A 21385-nucleotide genomic window follows, 5' to 3' on the forward strand; every position below is an offset into this window, starting at 1 on the left:
CGCGCAGCGCACGTCAGCATGCGAGCTCGCGCCACGCGCAGAGGCCCGATCGATCGGGGCTTGAGGGGCTGGGGCTCGTTCACGGAAGCGTTCTCAGTGCGCGACGGAGAGGCGCCAGCCACCCATCAGGTCGAAGGGAGCCCAGTAAAACGGGTGCGAGAACCTCTTGTCGGCGAGCACGGCAAGCTGCGCTTTGCGCATCGCGTCGATCGCTTCGTCCCCGCGTGTCAGCGACGCATAGAAAGTGTGCATGGTGAGCGCCGTCGATTCGTCCGATACCGGCCACATCGACACGATCAGCGCCGATGCGCCCGCATAAAAAAACGCTCGCGTGAAGCCCATGATTTCGTCGCCGCGTTCGACGCGCCCGAGCGCCGTCTCGCAAGCCGACAGCGTGACCAGTGCGACGGCGTCGAACTTGAGGTTATAGATATCCTCAGCGAGCAGCGAGTCGGGACCGTCGGCGGGTTGTGACGCGGGCGCGAGCAGAATGCGCGAATGCAGCGGATCGATGGTGTCGGCTTCCGCATGCGTCGCGACATGCACGACCCGGCCGGTCGGTGCGTTGTTGCCGAAAGCGGTTCGGGTCACCTCGCTGCGCAGAAACGTCTCCTGCTTGCCGAACAGCGGTGCGATGCCACGCACTTCGGCCTCGGCGCCCGGCAGGTCGAATTCAGGTGCGATTCGCGGATTGCCGAACGCGACGAGATTGCTCGCCACGCTTTGCTGCCGGTGCACGAGTTGCACGGCCACGCTCGCGGAAGGCGCAAGCGCAATGGGATGCCGTTCGATCAGGAAACCGTGGTCGTTGCGCAGCGCCTGAAAGGGCATGTAGTGCAGCGCACCGTTGGGCACGATGATGAGCCGCTCGTTGGGCCGCAAACCGAGCGGCTCGATCAGTAGCGCGTCGAGCCGTGTTCCGTAAGTGAGCGCCTGTGGACGTCCGCGAATGATCGCATTGCGCAAATCGCTGACCGCCAGCGTCATGTCCTTGCGGGAGATCGGCAGCGTCATGCCCTTCAGACCGTCAGCGCGCACGACCCATACGATCAGTTCGCGCGGCAGGCTGTGGAACTGGACGATCGCCTCGTCCGAGCGCAGCGTCGCGCGCACTTCGTCGAGCAATACCACACGGCCGTTCAACTGCTGCGCATCGACGCCGACAGCGAGACGATTGCGCACCACGTCGAGCAGCGCGCGTGCGCGACTGCGTTCCGATAATGCCCACGCAGTCGCGTAATCGCCGTCTTCGACCACGAGGGCAATCGTTTCCTCGAACACGGTCTGCGTATCGGCAAACAGTCCCGTCTTGAACTCGTCGCTGCGAAAGCGCGCGCGGATCGTCTCGGAGTCGTCGAGCGCCCGCATCCAGGCCGCGCGTGCCTGCGCGCGCTCGCCGAGCGCGAGATAGGCGCGGCCCATGCCCTCGTGCGCCCAGAGGTTTTCATAGCTCGCGTCGCCGCCTTCGCTCTTCGTGACACCGGCTGCGAATGCGGCGAGCGCCTCCCGGGGCTCGCGCTCGGCGAGCAGAAGATTACCTTCGATACGCCGATAGAACGGCGCAAGAACGGAATCGCGCGCCTCGTTCGCTTGCTCGAAGGTGGCCCGCGCGGCAGCGGGGTCGCCGGCTTCGATCTGCGCGTTGGTCAGCGACAGCAGCACGAGGGGGCGATATCGCGGCGAGGCCGTGGCGAGCGCGGCGCGATATTCGCTGATCGCCGTGGCGGAATCCGACTTGCGCGCGGCGATGTCGCCCAACACCTTGTGCACGGGCGCGAGCACCTGCACGGGATTTTTCACGCCGGCCGCGAGTGCTTCGTTTGCGTAGCGTTGCGCATCGTCGAGATCGCCCGCGTAGCTGTAGGCGATCGCAAGGTCACGCTTTGACAGCGCGAGTAGGTCCGTGTTGTCGGTCCGTTGCGCGACCAGCAATGCGCGTGACGCGGCCTCGATGCTTGCCCTGAATTCACCTCGTTCAGCAGCCGCGACCGCCATGCTGCAATAGGCGTAGCCATCGAGCTTGACCTGATCCCGCTCGAGCAGCAGGCGGCCTTCCTTCGATAGTGACTGAATCGTTTCGGCGTCGCGCGCCCGGGCTTGCGCCTGTCTTGCGGCGGGCGTGAGCGGCGCATCCTGGGCCCATGCGGCTGCGGCAATGGCGAGCGCGGCAAGCACGCCGACGATTGCCCGCAAACTCGCGACAATCGCGCACCACGTCGTCGACGCGCATGAATGAGGGATGGCGGCAGGGGAACAGCGTCGAGCCGCCCGGACAAGCTGGAAAGAACTCACGAGCATTTCCGTCGGAAATAGTGGAACGACAGCCGTCAGACACGTGCATGCAGCCCGGCCACGAGACACCGTATTTCCAAGCCGCCCGGATTCAACCGTGCTGCTGTTCCGATAGACGAATCAGTTGACCAAATTTAAAAATCCCTTCCAGCGATTCGTCTCCTAGCAAACCGGCCGCGACGTATAGGAACTGCTCGAATGTCGTGCCCCTGCGTGTCTGACAGGCTCGAGGTCCGCGAAGTGCTTGTGCGACATGGAGCGCGTTGTGGCGGATCTGAACGGGACGGAAAACGCCATGCCAAGTGTTGATTCGACCGCCGGTCGTCGTGCGCGGGCATTGCACGTCTTTGCGCCGGGGTTGGCACGTTCGTCGGTACCCGCACCCGGATTCGCGCTGATGTTGATGCTCATGCTGATGCTGATGCTGAGCGTCGCATGCAAGTCCCCGCCGCCGCCCCCGCCCACCGTGGTCAAGATCAGCCTCGCCGTGCACGCGTCGGCGAATCCCGACAGTAGCGGACGTCCGTCACCGGTTCTGGTGCGGGTCTACGAGCTGAAATCGACGGCCGCGTTCGACAGCGCCGATTTCTTCACGCTGTACGGCAAGGACCAGGCAACGCTTGGCGCCGATCTGAACGCCAAAAGCGAGTTGCTGCTGCGCCCCGGCGAAAGCCGGAGCATCGAACAGACTGTCCAGCCAGGCACTAAATTCATCGGGGTCGTCGCGGCGTACCGCGACATTGAACGCTCGCGTTGGCGCGCCACTGCCGCGGTGCCGCCGAACCGGACGACGCCGCTCGCCGTGAAGGTCGGGGCCGCTGACGTCGTGATCGGGCCGCCTTAAGCACCATCGGGCACGATCGAGCACCATCGAGTGGCGCCATCGCGCGCTATCCATCTCGGCGGCTGGCGGACCGCGCAGCAGGTGCGCTTGCAAATTTCGTGCGGATCAATCGTTCTTAAGGATGGGCGCGCCGTGCGAGGTGTCGCCTGCCACTACGAACCACTATGACCTGGCACCAACGCATGATCTGGTCCGAGGGGTTGTTCCTCGAACCCCAGCATTTTCAGCAGCACGACCGCTTCGTCGAACATCTGGTCCGCTCACATGGCCGGGCAACCGAAGCGTGGTCGTGGGGCTGGGTCGCGTACGCGCTCGACGAGGTCGCGCTAGGTCTTGGCAAAATTGCGTTGACATCGGCGTTCGGCGTGCTGCCCGACGGCACGTCGTTCTCGTTTCCCGACGAAGCGCCCGCGCCGACGTCGCTCGACATCCCAGCCGGCACGCGCGACGAAGTGGTGCTGCTCGCGTTGCCGCTCGCGCGCAACGGCGCGAAGGAAGTCGACGTGGAAGGCGGTCCCGCCGACGGCCTGCGCTATGTGGCCGCCGATACCACCGCGGTCGACACCACCACGAGCACCGACCGCGTCGCCGAGATGCGCGTCGGCATGCCGAATCTGCGTCTCATGCTCGCGCACGAAGCCACCGATGCGTACGCCACGATCGGTATCGCGCGCGTTGCCGAACGGCGCGCGGATAATCACGTGCTGCTCGACGCCCGCTACATTCCGCCGATGCTCCATGCGCTCGCGCAACCGCGCCTGCTTGGCTACGTGCAGGAACTCACCGGCCTCGTGCATCAGCATGCCGAGCGGCTCGCCGCGCGTCTGTCGAAGCCGGGACGCGGCGGCGTCGCCGAGGTCGCCGGTTTTTTGCTGCTGCAAACCCTGAACCGCTTCGAACCGCAATTCGCACACCTGCTGAACGTTCCGCTGCTGCACCCGGAGCGGGTCTATCAGCTCTGTCTCGCGCTCGCGGGCGACCTCGCGACCTTCGACGAACGCCGCCGCGCGCTCGCTTTCCCGCCGTATCGCCATGACGATCTCGAAGCCTCGTTCGAGCCGGTGATGCGGGAATTGCGGCAGCTTCTTTCGCAGGTGCCCGAACCGGACGCCGTCGCGATCGAGTTGCAGCAGCACAAGTCGGGGGTGCGCGTAGCGACCATCAACGACCTCGAACTCGTCAAGAAAGCCGGCTTCGTGCTCGCGGTCAATGCGCAGATGCCAGGAGAAACGCTGCGCGTGCGCTTCCCGACCCAGGCCAAGCTCGCGCCCGCCGACCGTCTTCGCGACCTCGTCAATCTGGCGATGCCGGGCATCGGTCTACGCGCGATGCCGGTGGCGCCACGGCAAATTCCGTTTCACGCGGGCTTCAGCTATTTCGAGCTCGATCGCGGCGGCGATCTGTGGAAGGAACTCGAACAGACGGGCAACCTGGCGATGTATATCGCCGGCGAGTTTCCCGGGATCGAACTGGAATTCTGGGCGATTCGCCAGTGACCGCCATGACGAGCGACGATCCGTTTGCAGGCTTTGAGTCCGATCAGACCATGATCAAGCCGAACCCGGGCGCGCGACGCCGTCACGACGGCACCGGCATGGAATTGCCTGGCGTGGCGGGCGACGCCTCCGGCAGCGGCGGCGCGGCACCCACGCTCGACGCCGTGTTCGCGGCGTCCGTGCAAGGCGGCTCGGCGAATCCGCTGATCGCCGCGTGCGCGCCACTGCTGCGCGTGGCCGGACAGATTCGCGCGATGACGTCGTGCGCCGACTCCACCGCGCTGCGCGACGCGCTCGCGCGCGGCATCCGCCGCTTCGAGGCGCAGGCTCGGGCAAGCGGTGTCGTGACGGAGCATGTCACGGCGGCGCGCTACATCCTCTGCACGATGCTCGACGAGGCGGCATCGGGCACACCATGGGGCGCGGGCGTATGGGCGCGCCAGAGTCTTCTGGTGACGTTTCACAATGAAACGTGGGGTGGCGAGAAGGTGTTCCAGTTGCTCGCGCGGCTCGCCCATCAGCCCGCGCAATACCTGCAACTGCTCGAACTGATGAGCGTCGTGCTGGCGCTCGGCTTCGAGGGCCGCTATCGCATTTCGGGCGAAGGCCGCCAGACACTCGACGCGGTGCGCGAACGCCTCTACGAGTTGGTCCGCAAGGAGCGCGGCGATCCGGAGCGCGCCCTTTCGCCACATTGGCGCGGCGTCGCGGCAACGCGCAAACGGGTCACCGAGATGCTGCCTGTCTGGGTCGTCGGCGCCTTCGCGCTGCTGGTGCTCGCCGTCGCGTACCTCGCGATGAGCTTCAGCCTCGGGCGTCTGTCGGACCCCGCGTTCGATACGATCGCATCGATCCGGGCTGGTGCGACCCGCCCCATCGTCATTACGCCGGCCGCGAGGCCAAGGCTGGCGGAGTTCCTCGCGCCGGAAATCCGCGACGGCCTCGTGACGGTCAGCGACCAGGTCGATCGCTCGGTCATCACGATTCATGGCGACGGCATTTTCAAGCCCGGCAGCGCGGCCGTCTCCGATCGTGTGAAGCCGCTGATCCAGCGCATCGCGACGGCGCTCAACGCCGTGCCCGGCAACGTGCTCGTCACTGGCCACACGGACGATCAGCCGATCCGTTCGGCGCGCTATCCATCGAACTGGGAACTGTCGCAGGACCGCGCCGCCAAGGTGCGCGACCTGCTCGCGGCGAGCGTCGCGCCTGCCCGGCTGAAAGCCGAAGGCAAAGGCGACGCCGACCCGGTCGCACCGAACGACACGCCGGCCGGCCGCGCGCTCAACCGGCGCGTGGAAGTCACGCTATTTGCGAGACCTGGCGCATAAGCCGGCCACCGCCAACGACAGCGGACCCCGACATGAAGAAAATCCTGTCGATCGTGTTTCATCCGATCCTGCTGCTGATCGTGGGCCTGCTCCTGATCGCGGCGGTGATCTGGCTCGTCGGTCCGCTCGTGTCGATCGCGCACAATTACCCGCTCGAATCGGAGACCGCCCGGTTCATCGCGATCGCCTGTGTGGTGCTGCTTCTGATCTTGCGGCGGCTGCTCGCGGCCTGGCGTGCCAAAAGTACCCAGGCAGCGTTCACCGACGGGCTCGCCATGCGCGCCGCGCCTGCCGCGCAGGTACCGCCCGCACCGGGCGATGCCGAAGTCGCGACACTGAGCGAACGCTTCGACGAAGCGTTGTCGATCCTGCGCGAGGCGCACGTCACCGCGGCTGGCGGCAAACCCGGCTGGCGGGACTGGCTGGCGCTGTCGTCCCGACAATATCTGTATCAGTTGCCGTGGTACATGTTCATCGGCGCGCCCGGCTCGGGCAAGACCACCGCATTGATTCAGTCGGGCCTGCGCTTTCCGCTCGCGGACCGCTTCGGGACCGACCGGATCAAGGGTGTCGGCGGCACCCGGAATTGCGACTGGTGGTTTACCGAGGAGGCCGTGTTGATCGACACGGCCGGCCGCTATACGACGCACGAGAGCGATCACGATGCGGACCGGGCGGCCTGGCAGGGGTTTCTGGCTCTGCTCAGGAAGACGCGCCCGCGCCAGCCGATCAACGGCGTGCTGCTCACGGTGAGCGTGTCCGACCTGCTTGCTTCGACACCCGCGAGCATGGAGGAAATGGGCGCCGCGCTGCGCGCGCGCGTTCATGAGTTGACCGGGCAATTCGGCGCACGCTTTCCAATTTACGTGCTGGTGACCAAGATTGATCTGCTCGCCGGCTTCACCGAGTTTTTCGCCGACATGACCAAAGAGGAGCGTGCGCAGGTCTTCGGTTTCACACTGCCCTATCAACCCGGTGCGACCGATGCCGCAAAGAGATTCGATGCGTGCATCGCCGAGGAACTCGACGCGCTGGAAGCGCGGCTCGTCGCGCGGATGCCCGAGCGGCTTCACGCGGAAACGGGCCTGCCGCAGCGCGCGGCGATCTTCGGTTTTCCGCAACAGTTCGCAGCACTCAAGCCCGTCCTCACGGAGTTCCTGCGTGCGACTTTCGTGCAGTCGCGTCACGACGATGCGCCGTTCGTGCGCGGCGTCTACTTCACGAGCGGCACGCAGGAAGGCACGCCGATCGATCGCGTGATGGGATCGATCGCGCGCGCGTTCGGCGTCGAACGCAGCGTGCCGCCGCCGCGCCAGGCGAGCGGGCGCAGCTTCTTCATCGAGAAGCTGCTCACCGAGGTTGTGTTTGCCGAGCAGGGGCTCGCCGGTTCGAACATCAGGTGGGCAAGGCGACGGCATCTGCGGCGGCTAGCCGCGTATGCGGTCATCGCGCTCGCCACAGCCGGCGTGCTGACGCTGTGGGGCGTAAGTTACCTGAGCAATCGCGCCTATGTGGCCGGTGTCGATCAGGCGGCGCGCGCGGCGCAAGCCAGTGCCGCGGGCACGACCTCCGCGAATGCGAGCCTGGTGGCGCTGCTGCCCCTGCTTTCCTCGGTGCGCAATCTTGCAACGACCGCGCAAGTCGATGCGCAGCGTCCGCCGCTCTCGATGCAATGGGGTCTCTGGCAAGGACGCAAGTTCGCCGCCGCATCGGAACTGGCCTATCAGCGGCTGCTGAACGATCTGTTCTTGCCGAAACTCGCGGCACGAATCGAGGAGCAGGCGCGCAGCGCGAATGCGACCAACACCGGGTACGCGTACGAAGCGCTAAAGGCCTATCTGATGCTCAACCAGCCCGAGCATCAGGATGCCGACGCCCTCAAAGCCTGGATCGTGACCGACTGGGATCGCACGCTGCCTCGCGAGGTCAGCATCGAACAGCGTGCCCAGTTGCAGTCCCATCTCGACGCCCTGCTCGCGCGCGGCGCGGTGCATTCGAACCTGCCGTTCGATGAAAGCCTCGTCAGGCAATTGCGCACCATGCTGGCCTCGAATCCGCTCGCTCAGCGGGTCTACGGACGCCTCCGGCAACAGGGCGTCGGCGCCGACTATCCCGAGTTCACGGTGGCGCGCGCGGGCGGCCCGAACGCGTCAATCGTGTTCGTCCGCGCCAGCGGTGCGCCGCTCACGCAAGGGGTGCCCGGCCTCTACTCGTTCGACGGCTATCACCGGGCGTTCCTGAAGGCGATCGACCAGGTCGCCGTGCAACTGGCTTCCGAAGAGCCATGGGTGCTCGGCATTCGCGACCAGAGCGGCCTGCCGCGCGGCGATCCGGCCACGATGCAACGCCTGACGGAAGATGTCCGTCTGCTCTACCTGCAGGATTACGCGCGCATCTGGAGCGCGTTTCTCGATGACATCCGCATTGCCCGGGCGACGAGCCTCACCCAGGCGGTGCAGATCGCCCGCATCCTCTCAGCGCCGGATTCGCCGCTCGCGGCGCTCGCGCGCGCGGCATCCCGCCAGACCACGCTCGGCGCGAAGCCCGAAGGCGAAGCGAACGTGGTCGACAAGGCCAATGACAAGCTCAGTGCCGCGCGCGACAAGCTGCTGAAGATCATCGGCGAGCCCGACCCGACGAAAATCGCTCCAGTGGCGTCCGGCAACCGCCTCGAGAGCATCGTCGACGACCGCTTCACCGGCCTGCGTGCGCTGGTGACGAGCCCCGCCGAGGGGCAGCCGCCGCCGATCACGCAGACCATCGGGCTCATCAACGATATGTACGTGTACCTGAATACCACCGACCAGGCATTGCAGCAGAAAACCGCGCCACCCGCGTCCGACGTGCCTTCAAAGCTGCGAGCCCAGGCCGAACGGATGCCCGAGCCGATCCGCGCGGCGCTCGTAGATCTCGGCAGCGCGGGCGCGGTCGAGACTCAGGACGCGCGGCGCGCGAACCTCTCCGCGGATCTGAAGGAATCGATCTCCGCATTCTGCAACCGCGCGGTGACCGGACGCTATCCGTTCAGGCAATCGTCGGCCAGCGACGTGCTGCCCGAAGACTTCGGCACGCTCTTCGCGCCCGGCGGCAAATTCGACGATTTCTTCCAGAAGCACCTCGCGGCGGAGGTCGATATGTCCACCAAGCCGTGGGCTTTCAAGAAAGTGGACGATTCGCAGGCGCAGATCAGTCCGGCCGGCCTCGCGCAATTCGAGCGAGCCGCAACGATCCGCGACGTGTTCTTTCACGCCGGCGGCAAGGCGCCGTCGCTGACACTGCAGTTCAAGCCCATCGAAATGGACCCATCGATCCTGCAGTTCTCGCTCGACGTGGACGGTCAGGTGCTGACCTACGCACATGGCCCTCAGGTCGCGACGACCATTCAGTGGCCCGGCACACGCGGCAGTGGACGCGTGAGCCTGCAACTCACGCCACCGCCGACGAGCGGCGCGGGCACCCTCATGTTCGAAGGACCATGGGCGCTGTTTCGCATGTTCGACCAACTGGATATCGAACCGACGTCGCAGCCGGAGCGCTTCTTCGTGACCTTCACGGTCGAAGGCCGCAAAGCGCGCTTCGAGGTCACCGCGAATAGCGTGGAGAATCCGTTCCGGCTCGCGGATCTGCATGCGTTCTCCTGTCCGGCGCAGCTATGAACGACGCGCTCGAACCCATGCCCTCACCGGCGAACGTTGCCGATGCCGCCGTCGCGGGCTGGTACGGCAAGCTGCCCTCGCTCGGCGACTTCGCCACGCGACGGCTCTCGAGTGAATTCGTGAAGGCGTGGGACACGTGGCTTTGCGAACGTATCGCCGAAACGAAACTGCGGCTGGGCGAGCGCTGGCTCTCCGTGTATCTGACCTGCCCCGTCTGGCACTTCTTCGCAATGCCGGGCGCGATCGCCCCCGAACTGCGTGAGTGCTGGACCGGCGTATTGATGGCATCGGTCGATCGCGTCGGGCGGCATTTCCCGCTTACGATCGCGGCGCCCCTACGTGGTGCGCCCGCGCTCGCCAGCGAGGTTGACGAGATCTGGCAATGGCTCGGCGCAATCGAGCAGGCGGCGCTCGCCGCACTCGATTTCGATTACTCGATCGAACAGTTCGACGCGCAACTCGCCGGCTTGCCGGTGCCCACCGTGCCGTGCCGCGAACCGCAGCCTGTGTTCGGCGCGCCGTGGAGCGCGTCGTCTTGCGCGGAGTTTCGCGGACACCTGGCAACGGAAATCGCGCCGCTTTGGCAAGCGGGCATCGAGAGCATGAGCCTCTGGTGCATCGAGCAACGCGCGCAAGCAGAACCGGGGGTCGCACCGGTGGAGCGCAAATTCACGATCTGGCCAACCCGTGCCATGCCGGACAACGCGCTCTTCACCAACATGCTGCTGAGTCACGAACCATGACCGAGCCTGGCGACGTCCCGGACCCAGCCGGCCAAGCGCCACCTGAGAGTGATCGAACGGTCATCGTCAGCGCCGCGCGAGGCAGCGCGGATCCGTCTTCCGCGGCGACAACGACAGCGGCTGCGGGCGGACACAACACCTTGCCGCCTGGCACGCGACTCGGCGAATTCGAAATCGCCGGCCTGATCGGCGAAGGCGGCTTCGGCATCGTCTATCTCGCGTTCGACACTTCACTCGGCCGGCACGTTGCGCTCAAGGAGTACATGCCGGCGGCACTCGCATCGCGTGTGAGCGCCACCGAGGTGCGGGTGAAATCGGAGCGGCACGAAGGCACCTTTCGCGCGGGTTTGAAGAGCTTCATTAACGAAGCGCGCATCCTCGCGCAATTCGATCATCACTCGCTCGTCAAGGTGTATCGCTTCTGGGAAGCGAATGGCACGGCGTACATGGTCATGCCGTACTACAAGGGCGAAACGCTCAAGGACGCGCTCAAGACGAGCGGCAAACCGCCCGACGAGCGCTGGCTGAAGAACCTGCTCGCGCCACTGCTCGATGCGCTGACGGTCCTGCACGCGGCGAACTGCTATCACCGCGACATTGCGCCGGACAACATCATTCTGCTCGAAGGCAGCCAGCGTCCCGTGCTGCTGGATTTCGGCGCGGCGCGGCGCGTCATCGGCGACATGACGCAGGCGCTCACGGTAATCCTCAAGCCGGGCTACGCGCCGATCGAACAGTACGCCGAAGTACCGTCGCTCAAACAAGGCGCGTGGAGCGATCACTATGCACTCGCGGCGCTCGTGTACTTCGCCATCACCGGCAGGACCCCGCCTCCTTCGGTCGGGCGCATGGTGAGCGACAACTACCGACCGCTCGCCAAACTCGCGGCCGGGCGGTACTCGGAGCGATTTTTGCGGGCCGTCGATCACGCGCTCGCGGTGATGCCCGCCGACCGGCCGCAGACCGCGCGAGAGTTCGCCGCGGAACTCGGCATTGCGCCCGAAGGATCGTCCGGGCATGCCGGGGGGCCGTCGAAGCGGACTGACGGGGCATCGCGCGCAGGCGACGATTTGACGGCGGCTTCGTCGAAAGGGCGTGCCGTGTGGTTCGGCGCGGGTGTGATCGTGCTCGCGGCTGCGGGTGTGGGGACGTGGTTGATGTTTGAACGCACGCCAGGTCATGAACCCGCGCCGGGATCTGGCCGTGGCGTTGCGCAATCGGCAGCGGTGCCCGGCGCTTCGAGCCTGATCGTGCCGGCTGTGCCGAAGGCCGCGGCGCCCCGGCAAGCCGAGTCGCCGCCGCCGAGCGGCACGGCGGCGAACCCATCGGCGACGTCCGATGCAGCGCGGCAGGCATCATCGCTGCCGCAACTGCCGCCTTTCACCGCACCGGGCGAACTCGCCCGCGTCGCGGCGCTCGCCGACCCCGGCATCCACCTCACCGTCGATCTCCCGGTGCCGCGCGCGGTAATCAATCGCGACAAGCTGCGCTTCTCGCTGACGAGCAACCGCGCGGGATACGTTTATGTGTTTGTGGTGGACCCCGCCGATCAGTACCTGCAGCTCTTTCCCAACGAACTCGACCACGACAACCAGATCGCCCCCGGCAAGCGGCTCGTTCTGCCGCGCCCGAGCTGGCAGATGCTCGCGGGAGAACCGCCTGGGGATAACCATTTCCTTGCCATCATCTCGCTCGCCCCGCGCGACTTCTCCGAGCTTGGCATGACGCACGATTCTGTGTTTGCGAGCCTGCCGCACGCCGCGCAGGAAGCCGCCGCCGCGAAGCGTACCCCGATCTCGTCGCCGTTCGCCGGCACGGCCCAATGCAGCGAAGGGAACTCGCCATGCCCGCAGCAGTTCGGCGCGGTCACCTTCAAAATCGATGCCGTGAGATCGTCTAAGTAGGCGGGACCGTCTCTGATGCAGGCGGGGCTCGCACGCGCACCAAACGGATCGCTGCCGGACGAGGACAATCATGGTTACCACACGGACCCGCCATGCCACGCTCGCCGGCGTGGTGTGCGCCGCTCTGATTGGCTGCGGCACCGAGCCGGCCCAGATGTCCGGGCAGCCCGCGCCGGGCGCCGCCGCTGTCCGGGCCGATGCCAATACAACGCAACTGGCGCCCGCCGTCGGCACCGACGCCGGCGTCGCCTACCCGCTTTCGAGTTCCCCGTCATCGGCGGTTGCGGGCGCCGCATCGGTCTTCGCGACCCGTAACGCCGTCTATCGACCCGTGCGTTTCGGCGACTTGCCAGGCTGGGGCACTGACGAAGTCGAGCAGTCGTGGGAGGCGTTCAAGCGCAGTTGTAGCGCGCTCGCCAGCAAGCCAGGATGGTCGGCGCCCTGCACGGCGGCGCGCGGCGTCGATGCACGCAATGCCGCATCGGTGCGGCGTTTCTTCGAGGAGAACTTCACCGTCTATCAAATCCTCAACGTCGACAGGAGCGCGAACGGCTTGCTCACCGGCTACTACGAGCCGACACTCAACGGCAGCCGCAAGCGTGAGGGCGCCTACGTGTACCCGGTTTATGGCGTGCCGCGGGATATGCTGTTTCTCGATCAGCGACGCCTACCGCCAAACGCGCGAGATTCGGCGATCGCCGCACGCATCGAAGGACGCAACGTCATTCCGCTTTCCTCAATGTCGAGCGGCAATCTAAAAGGCGTCTATGCACTGGAATTAGGCAACAGCGTTCCCGACATTCGCGACAAGAAACTTCGCCTGCGGCAAGCGGGCAATCGCATCGTGCCGTACTATTCGCGCGCCGAGATCGAACGTGGGCACCTGAACGCGCCGGTCCTTGCGTATGTCGACGATCCGGCGATGCTCTATTCAATGCAGCTGCAGGGAGCCGGACGAATCCACTTGCCCGATGGGTCGATTTTGCGGCTGGCCTATGCCGAGCAGAACGGCTTCGCGTTCGAACCTCCCCTTGCGAGCGCGAGCACGAAGGGACGTAAGATCCTCGTACGCGGCGTTGAGATCGACATGGAAGAAGGCGAGTTGAATGGGCAGGCGCCGGGCAGTGGCGACGCCCCACTGGACGATGTGCCGCAATCGCCGCTGCTGCGCAATGGGGAGCCAGGCGCGAGCTCGAACGCCGGCGTAGCAGACGGCACAGGCGATGGTGCAGCCGATAGCGGACCGGCGTCGCCGCTGCTGCGCGGCTTCAACCTCGTCAATGGGGCCACACCTGCGGTTCGCCCCGAGCGTGCGAGCCTGCCTGGCAGTGCGGGGCAGCCGAAAGCCCCCCAGGTCAAGCAAGCCGCGCAAGTCCCACCGGACGGTGGCAGTAGTCACGCCCTATCGGGCAAGCCCATCGACTATCTGTTCGCAACCTCTGATCCGAGTTACGTCTTTTTTAAACCGATTCCGGATTCGGTGAACGGTCCCATCGGCGCGCTTGGAGTTCCACTCTCGGCTGGCCGGTCGGCCGCGATCGATCCACGCACGACGCCGCTAGGCGCACCCGTGTTCGTCACCACTTCGGAGGCGACACCAGGCGGTCCGCCGATCACGCGCCTCATGATGGCCCAGGATGCTGGCGGCGCGATCCGCGGAGCCGTGCGCGTCGATTACTTTTTTGGCTCTGGACCCCAGGCACAGGCACAGGCCAGCAGAACCCGGCAACCTGCACAAATGTGGGTGTTGCTACCCAACGGACTCAAGATCGCGGCCAAGGAGTCACGTGTACGCGTGCGCGGCGCGGCGGTCGCACCCACGCTCGATTGTGTCGTGAGCGACCCCGACCTATGCGTCGAAAGCGGCCACTAGTGCCGAACGCAGGCGACCGGCCGAGCGGGTCCGCGCCTTTACGCGTGCGAAATTGGGAGTCCATCTTCTATGGGTCAAAAGAATGTCCTGATTGCCGTGCCGACCTCCCGCGACGAAGTGCACGTCAACTTCGCGTTTTCGCTCGTCGACACGACGCGAGCCCTGGCTGAAGCCGGCGCGCAATATCAGATGATGCACGTCGGCTCATCTCACATCACCCGCGCTCGCAATCTCTTCGCCAACTATTTCGTGGAGCACGGGCAATTCACCCACTTGCTGTTTCTCGACGCCGACATGCAGTTCCCGGCGGAAGCAGTGATGAAACTGCTGATAGCTAACAAAAGCGTCGCGGGCGTGGCGTACCCCTACCGGCGCGTCGATCTGAACCGGCGCATCGAACCGGCGGACAGCGGCCTCTCGATGCGTGATTGGCTGGAAAAGCATGCCGACTACACCGTGCGGGTGAAAAGCGATCAGGACGGCCACGCCCGGGTCGTCGACGGCTTTGTCGAAGCCGAACATATCGGCACTGGCATTCTGCTCGTGCAGCGCGACGCATTCGAGGCGGCGCGGCCTTTCGCTACCCGTTTCGGACCGCCGGAACAATACAGGTCGGTCGTCCCCAGCGGCGACTTTTATGGCTTCTTCGACACGATCGAGGAACACGGCGCGTACCTGTCGGAGGATCTTTCCTTCTGCCGTCGCGCACGTCTTGGCGGTTGCGCCATTTGGGCGCTCGTCGATCAGACCATCGTGCACTTTGGTGCATCGGAAGTGGCCGGACAATACTTGCGGGCGCTGAGCTTGCGCGGCAATGTGGGTTAGGTGCGGGCGAATTGCACCGGCGCAGTTTGCACGCTGAGCTTTCACCAGGAGATTGCAAAAAGGTCCAGAGTCGATCCTCGCTCAAAGGCGTGGCGGATAGCCGTAGCGTTCCTTGATTTGCACGCTTCATCGATGCAGGTGAACACGCCTGCGCTCCGATTTCCGCATCGACATTAATACCTCGTTTCTTAACCAGCTCCTCCGACCGACCGGCCGCGAATCGCTTTTGCATCCACACAACTCTTTTTGAAACTAGCCGCTGATTGATCTAGAAAAAGCCGTCTCTTACGACAATACTTCTCTCACAACTTCCACGAAACTTTCGAGGAGACTTGCGATGGAAATTGCAGAAAGAAACGCGATAAGTCGAGGAGAGGAGGCATCCATTCTTTCGGATTTGTGGCGAAGGCGAATGCATCTGACGGGCGAAGAAATGGCCACGATGTACAGCCTTGTGATCGACGCGCTACGCCCCTATCACCCACTCGAATTGCAATCGCTCAGAGAAGACAAGGAAGAACTCGTTGCGCAATTCATCTATACGAAGGTGCTTCGACTCGAACCCGGCCACACCTATTCGAACGCCTGCCCCGAAAGCGCACCTTCAAGTAATTATGCAGTCTGCGCATACTTCCGGCGCTATTTGATTGATTGCCTGCGAAGTGCCAGCCACCAGCACGACATCTCCATAGAGGTGGAAGGAATCGGGCAGGAAGTCGATCAACACGCGCAGGCCCTCGACGACCCCGTTCAATCCGTACTGATGCAATATGGACTCGACGAACCGTGTGTGCGTCGTCTTGCGCGGGAATTCATCAATAGCCTTGATCATCACGAGAGAGTCGTGCTGGCAGGTTCGCTGGGATGGGGTTCAGGTCGCAAGGGTGGGCTATCGGGAATTGCGGCGCGTCATCGCGTGCCTTCCTATCACTATCGAGCAGTGAAGCTCGGTGTCACGCTCAAAAAGTCAGCACGCCCAGCGGATTTTGCAGCAACCAAGATTGGCCGATGGCTGAGCGAAGTGGTCGGAATCACGATAGCGCGGGAGAATCAGACCGCTATTTTGCTGATCTTCAATTTGCTCGGCGCCGAGTCGAGCGAACCGGGCTGCTTTGGGTGGGTCGCGGAAGATTGCGGTTACGGCGAGTGACGGAGGTGGTTTGCCCATAACGATCATTTCTACGACGTTGCAACGCAAGTTGTACTTTGCATATCGATCTCGCTCACCCCTCGAAAGCCAGCCAGAATGTGGCGTTCGACAAAGCCGCACAGATCGTCAACAATGCGATCTTTGCCCGAACGCACCGATCGCATTCGGCTTGAAGAAACGGATCGCGGCGTTGGATTTCCCCAACGCCGATATCAGGATTCACCCATGTCCCGCGCCGAACGTCTCCTTCAACTCCTGCAAGTATTACGTCGTTATCGACGTCCCGTGAGCGGCCAAACCCTCGCCGATGAACTCGACGTGAGCATCCGCACGCTGTATCGCGACATCGCCAGTTTGCAGGCGCAAGGAGCAATGATCGAGGGGGAGCCAGGCATCGGCTATGTGATGAAGCCGGGCTTCATGCTGCCACCCATCATGTTCCGCTCAGAGGAACTCGATGCCTTGGTGCTTGGCATGCGCTGGGTGGCCGATCGCTGCGACAACACACTATCGTCCGGTGCGCTGAGCACGCTTGCGAAGATAGCCGCCGTACTGCCCGCGCAATTGCGTCGCGAACTGGAGGAATCTTCGCTGCTGGTCGGCGCGCCGTTGACGAGACCTGCCCACACAATCTCGGCCGATCTTCTGCGCGCCGCGGTCCGCGCAGAGCGCAAGCTCGAAATTACTTACGTGGACGGCAGCGGTATTCACTCGCGGCGTGTCGTTTGGCCGTTTGCCCTCGTGTATTTCGACCAGGCGCGAGTGCTGATGGCTTGGTGCGAGCTTCGAGCCGATTTTCGGAATTTTCGTTCGGACCGGATAGTGAACGTCGAACAGATCGAGGAACGCTACCCCAAGAGGCGTTCCACACTGCTTCGTGAGTGGCGCAAGCTCAATCAGGTCGCGAGTCGCACCATACTGCCAGAATCTGACAGCATCGATCATTAGACTGGGGCTCTTTTTCTGGCGAGGAGCTCAAAATGAAGTTCGCATCGGTTCGTGTTGTTACTCCGGATATCGAAAGACTGGTCAGGTTTTATCAAAGGCTGTCGGGTATCGAAGCCGTACGTCCGGCCGATGGATTTGCCGAAATGCGATTCGAGGGCTCGACACTTGCGATTTCATCCGAGCACCTGATCAAGCTTTTCAATGCCGGTGCTGCCATTGCCGCGGCCAATCAATCGGCGATCCTCGAGTTCGAAGTGGACGACGTTGATGCGGTGTTCGAACGGATGAATGCGCGCGGAACCACCATCGTGATGCCGACGACATTGATGCCGTGGGGCAACCGCTCACTCCTGCTGCGAGACCCGGACGGGAATCTCGTCAACATATTTTCTCGACCCCGCCATTGAGAAAGGCCGCCGTCCCTGAACTGTCATTGGAAACAAACGGGCATCTGCGACTGCTTCGGGACGCCCACCTGCCGCAACGTTGCCGCCATCTAGATCCAGAAGCCGCGATGCGACGATTCCGCTTCGTCCTCGATCAACGGACCAACCACTTCGACGCGCCGCTGCCCGCGCAGGAAAACCTCGCGGCATGGCAGCGAGAAGGTCGGATTTTCGGGGTGCGAGCCGGTCAGTGCGAGCAGGCGATGCTCGGAAAGTGCATAGACGACGCGTCCAATGTTGCACCAGTAGATCGCGCCGGCGCACATGCAGCACGGCTCGGCGCTCGTATAGAGCGTGCATCGGGCAAGCTGCTCCGGTGAGAGCAGGCGCGCAGCCTTCGCTGCGGCAGCGAGTTCGGCATGCTGGGTGGGATCGCCTTCCGGCGGCAGCGAATTGTTTCCAGCCGAAGCGACGATGTTGCCGTGCTCATCCGCCACGATCGCGGCGAACGGATGGCGGCCGTTGCGGCGCGACTCGCCGGCCAGTTCGATGGTCGCGCGCAGGATTGCCATGTCGCGATCGCACAGGGTTGCGGGCTCGATTGTCGTATTTGCGCTCATAGAAGAGTCTTCCTTTTGGTCAGTGAAGAAGAGGATCAAGCGGTCAATGCGCTTCGGTATGCGCTTCAGTATGCGCGTGCCTGCCTGCGCTGCCGGCGATTGCATGCGCGGTGCCGGCCACATCGGCGTCACGTCGTTCGCGGTTGAGCAGGATGTTGAGCACGATGGCAGTGATGGCGCCCAGGAAGATCCCGCTGTCGAGAATCAGCTTCGCAGGCCCGCTCACCTGGGCGAACAGCGAGGGGAACGACATCGGCAGCACCCCGACGCTCACCGACACCGCAACGATGATCGCGTTGCGCGTTCCGTCGAACCGCACGCGCGCGAGCTCCTGAATGCCGGCGACCGTCGTCATCCCGAACATGACGATCGCGCACCCGCCGAGCACGGGACGCGGCACCGACGCGATCAGCGCGCCGAGTTTGGGAAACAGGCCCATCAGCACCATGATGCCGCCTGCGGAAGCGACCACGTAGCGGCTCTTTACATTCGAAAGCGCGATGAGCCCGGTGTTTTGCGTGAATGCGTTGTACGGAAAGCTGTTGAAGATGCCGCCGAGCATCGTCGAAAGACCGTCCGCGCGAAACGCATTGCCAAGGGTCGTCTGTGAGGACGGACGGCCAATGATCGTGCCGATCGCGAGCACGTTGCCGGTGGTTTCCGCCATGATGATCAGCATCGCGAGCGCCATGACGAGGATCGGTGTCGCGGCGAAGTGCGGGAGGCCAAAGGCGAACGGTGCGCTGATCTCGAACCAGGACGCCTCGCCGACGTGCGCGAAGCTCGTCATACCGCACGCGGTCGCGACGATCGTTCCGGCGACGAGGCCAATCAGCACCGCAAGATTGCCGACGAATCCGTTGAAGCGCGCGTAGACGAACAACGTGACCGCAATCGTGGCGAAGCCGAGCAGCAGATTCGCCGGCGAACCGAAGCCGGCGGCGTCGGGAGTGCCGCCGCCCAGCCAGATCGCGGCGGCCGGCATCAACGAAACGCCGATGATCGTAATGAGACTGCCGATCACCACCGGCGGAAAGAAGCACAGCAACCGGCTGAAGACCGGAGCGATGCAAACCGTCAGGGCTCCTGCGGCGATCACGGACCCGAACACATAGGTGAGGCCGTATTGCTTGCCGATCATGATCATCGGCGCGATGGCGATGAACGAGCATCCCTGGATTAGCGGGAGACGCGCGCCGAACTTCCAGAAGCCGATCGTCTGAATCAGTGTGGCGATTCCCGAGGTCAGCAGATTCGCGTTGATGAGCGTCACCATTTGCTGCTGCGTGAGGCCAAGCGCGCTACCGAGGATGAGGGGCACGGCAACGGCTCCCGCGTACATCACCAGCACGTGCTGCAATCCGTAGCTCGCGAGTTGCCGCGCGGGCAGGATTTCGTCCACCGGATGCGTGTTTTGTCTGCGCATGCAATCTCTCCTTGTTTCGGTTTATGCGGCCCCGCGCGTGCGCGCCGCGTGCTGTAAATCGCTCGCGTAGGCGGCTGGCCATGCGTGGGCCCGTGCGCCATAATCCATCACGTCCGCGATGGAGCAAAATGATCATCCATCGCTTTTTTCGATACATGTGGATGGGGCAATGCGCTATTCGCTTGAACAGCTCGAGATGTTTTCCCGGGTGGTGAAGACCGGTTCGTTTTCTGCGGCAGCGCGCAGTCTGGGCAAGACGCAATCGACAATCAGCATGGCGATTGCGAACCTGGAGGTGGACTGGGGCTTGCCGCTCTTCGACCGCACAAGCAAGCTGCCGGTGCTGACCGTTGCCGGGCGAAAGCTGCTCAACGAGGTCGAGCTGGTCCTGGAGCGGTGTCTCGACCTCGAGTCCCACGCGAACGAGCTTGGTGACCTCGTCGAGCCTAAGCTGACACTCGCGATCGAGGTGCCGTACAAGACGCTGATGCCCGCCATCACGGATTTTTCCGAGCAGTTTCCTAACGTCGACCTCGATATTCGCCATCCGATGCATGGCGACGTCAGCGATCTGCTACTGAAGGGCGAGGTGGATCTGGGCGTTGCATTTGCGCAGCCGGCGTATCCTCGCGACCTCGGTTTCTCACAGATGGGCAAGTTGATTCTTGCTCATATTGCGCGTCACGATCATCCGCTTGCGCGTTTGCCGAGTGTGTCGTTTGCCGAACTGCGCTCGCATCGCCGCCTCGTCTTCAGCGCGCACAACAACACGCTTCCCAGCACAGAGTATCTGGATTCGGCGCGCAGCTGGCAGGCAGAGAGTTACCTGGCGCTACTGGAGATGACGCGTGCAGGGCTGGGCTGGACGACGCTGCCGCGCCAGCTGATCTTGCGCGAACTGGCCGACGGTGAATTCGTCGATCTGCAACTGGAAGCCTATCCGCACACCGACTGGCTGGTGGGCGTCGATCTGATTTGGTTGAAAACGCGCTTGCTGGGCAAGGCCGGGGTCTGGTTGAAGCGCCGGCTGCAAGAGCACAAGGTCTATGAGCTGGATCGCAACGGGAACGCGACCACGCTGTAGCGAGCTTCGAGACGCGATTCGGTCATTCGAACGATGGCGCAGACTGGCGCTGACATGAAGGCGAAATACAAGGAGACCGCGCGCGGCGGCCTCGCTGTGAACGTCGTGCTTTGCTAATGCCTGATCTCATGCACGAGTCCTGTCACCCAGCAAGATCCGGTGCACGTTTTCCGGGTAGACCCACTGCGTCGCGCGCTGCCGGACAAAGTCCATAAACGCGGGCGGACCGCTGCAATAAACCTGCGAGTTGGCGTGCGTCGGGCCGAGCGCGTGCGCCACCGCTTGCGCGATCTGTTCGGCCGACAATCCAACGTGGTGATAGACCCGCCCATGTTCCCGCACGCTGTCCAGTTCAGCGCGAAATACCGCTCGCTGCGGCGTGCGGGCGAAGTTGTGCAACTCGAAAGCCATCCCACTTGCAGCGAGCTTGCGCGCGACTCCCGCGATGGCCGCGATGCCTATTCCGCCGCCGAGCAGAATATAGCGGGCACCGGGGTAAAGCGTCACCGGCGTGGTGCGCGGTTTGCCGACCAGAATCTCGTCGCCGTCCTTCAAAGTCAGCTCCAGGCTGTCGCGCCCACTGCCGGTCCTCATACCTATTACGTAGACATCGCTTCGCGTCGATGAGCGGCACAGCGGATAGGTTCTGACCACGCCGTTTGCGCCTCGTCGCATCGTATCCACCAACGCGCCGTCGCCGAATGCCGGCAACGCCGAGCGTGCGGACGTCCGCACTTCCACAGCGGAATAACCCTGCGCAATTTCTCTCGTTCCAACGACGAACGTAGCGGTCATGTGCTCGTGCAT

16 protein-coding genes and 1 pseudogene are annotated in these 21385 nt (G+C 63.9%); 13 read left to right on the forward strand and 4 right to left on the reverse strand.

Features of this window, described 5'->3' with window-relative positions:
• Positions 1 to 93 precede the first annotated feature (93 nt).
• On the reverse strand, positions 94 to 2193 hold the full coding sequence (locus LJ656_RS08005) for a CHAT domain-containing protein (RefSeq protein ID WP_230508729.1): 2100 nt from the start codon (positions 2191 to 2193) through the stop codon (positions 94 to 96).
• A 364-nt stretch (positions 2194 to 2557) separates the two neighbouring features.
• On the opposite strand from LJ656_RS08005, the gene tssJ reads away from it, so the two are divergent.
• The 11 genes from tssJ to LJ656_RS08060 all read left to right on the forward strand — a co-directional run bounded on the left by tssJ (position 2558) and on the right by LJ656_RS08060 (position 17469).
• Positions 2558 to 3136 (forward strand): type VI secretion system lipoprotein TssJ, encoded by a 579-nt coding sequence (tssJ, locus tag LJ656_RS08010; RefSeq protein WP_230508730.1) that lies wholly within the window; start codon positions 2558 to 2560, stop codon positions 3134 to 3136.
• Positions 3137 to 3300: 164 nt separating this feature from the next.
• Entirely contained in the window at positions 3301 to 4632 is a 1332-nt protein-coding gene (gene tssK, locus LJ656_RS08015; protein ID WP_230508731.1) for a type VI secretion system baseplate subunit TssK, read from the forward strand.
• Positions 4633 to 4682: 50 nt separating this feature from the next.
• Positions 4683 to 5963 (forward strand): DotU family type VI secretion system protein, encoded by a 1281-nt coding sequence (locus LJ656_RS08020; RefSeq protein ID WP_230508732.1) that lies wholly within the window; start codon positions 4683 to 4685, stop codon positions 5961 to 5963.
• A 32-nt stretch (positions 5964 to 5995) separates the two neighbouring features.
• Positions 5996 to 9619, forward strand: coding sequence for a type VI secretion system membrane subunit TssM (gene tssM, locus LJ656_RS08025; RefSeq protein ID WP_230508733.1), 3624 nt, complete (start codon positions 5996 to 5998; stop codon positions 9617 to 9619).
• A complete protein-coding gene (gene tagF, locus LJ656_RS08030; RefSeq protein WP_230508734.1) occupies positions 9616 to 10362 on the forward strand; it encodes a type VI secretion system-associated protein TagF in 747 nt (248 codons plus the stop codon). Before tssM ends, tagF begins: the two co-directional genes overlap by 4 nt.
• A complete protein-coding gene (locus tag LJ656_RS08035) occupies positions 10359 to 12266 on the forward strand; it encodes a serine/threonine-protein kinase (RefSeq protein ID WP_230508871.1) in 1908 nt (635 codons plus the stop codon). Before tagF ends, LJ656_RS08035 begins: the two co-directional genes overlap by 4 nt.
• Positions 12267 to 12336: 70 nt before the next feature.
• Positions 12337 to 14139 (forward strand): murein transglycosylase A, encoded by a 1803-nt coding sequence (gene mltA / locus LJ656_RS08040; protein ID WP_230508735.1) that lies wholly within the window; start codon positions 12337 to 12339, stop codon positions 14137 to 14139.
• 69 nt (positions 14140 to 14208) lie between these two features.
• A complete protein-coding gene (locus LJ656_RS08045; protein ID WP_230508736.1) occupies positions 14209 to 14964 on the forward strand; it encodes a hypothetical protein in 756 nt (251 codons plus the stop codon).
• Positions 14965 to 15301: 337 nt separating this feature from the next.
• Positions 15302 to 16114, forward strand: coding sequence for a hypothetical protein (locus LJ656_RS08050; RefSeq protein ID WP_230508737.1), 813 nt, complete (start codon positions 15302 to 15304; stop codon positions 16112 to 16114).
• 225 nt (positions 16115 to 16339) lie between these two features.
• Complete coding sequence (locus tag LJ656_RS08055) at positions 16340 to 17062, forward strand: helix-turn-helix transcriptional regulator (protein WP_230508738.1); 723 nt, start codon at positions 16340 to 16342, stop codon at positions 17060 to 17062.
• Positions 17063 to 17094: 32 nt separating this feature from the next.
• Positions 17095 to 17469 carry a VOC family protein gene (locus LJ656_RS08060; protein ID WP_230508739.1) on the forward strand — a complete coding sequence of 125 codons (375 nt, stop codon included), beginning with the start codon at positions 17095 to 17097 and terminating at the stop codon, positions 17467 to 17469.
• Between the two features lie 89 nt (positions 17470 to 17558).
• Here the strand turns inward: LJ656_RS08060 and LJ656_RS08065 are convergent, their stop codons facing one another.
• A complete protein-coding gene (locus LJ656_RS08065) occupies positions 17559 to 18020 on the reverse strand; it encodes a nucleoside deaminase (protein WP_425605913.1) in 462 nt (153 codons plus the stop codon).
• A 91-nt stretch (positions 18021 to 18111) separates the two neighbouring features.
• Positions 18112 to 19494, reverse strand: coding sequence for a nucleobase:cation symporter-2 family protein (locus LJ656_RS08070; protein ID WP_230508740.1), 1383 nt, complete (start codon positions 19492 to 19494; stop codon positions 18112 to 18114).
• A 169-nt stretch (positions 19495 to 19663) separates the two neighbouring features.
• Between LJ656_RS08070 and LJ656_RS08075 the strand changes: the two genes are divergently transcribed.
• A complete protein-coding gene (locus LJ656_RS08075) occupies positions 19664 to 20578 on the forward strand; it encodes a LysR family transcriptional regulator (protein WP_230508741.1) in 915 nt (304 codons plus the stop codon).
• A gap of 15 nt (positions 20579 to 20593) precedes the next feature.
• Positions 20594 to 20695, forward strand: a pseudogene (locus tag LJ656_RS35265) (hypothetical protein); the annotation flags it as partial.
• A 9-nt stretch (positions 20696 to 20704) separates the two neighbouring features.
• Here LJ656_RS35265 and LJ656_RS08085 read toward each other — a convergent pair.
• Positions 20705 to 21385, reverse strand: a complete 681-nt coding sequence (locus LJ656_RS08085; protein WP_230508742.1) for a ferredoxin reductase domain-containing protein — start codon at positions 21383 to 21385, stop codon at positions 20705 to 20707.

This window comes from Paraburkholderia sejongensis, from assembly GCF_020880815.1.
GTDB classification, from domain to species: Bacteria; Pseudomonadota; Gammaproteobacteria; order Burkholderiales; family Burkholderiaceae; genus Paraburkholderia; species Paraburkholderia sejongensis.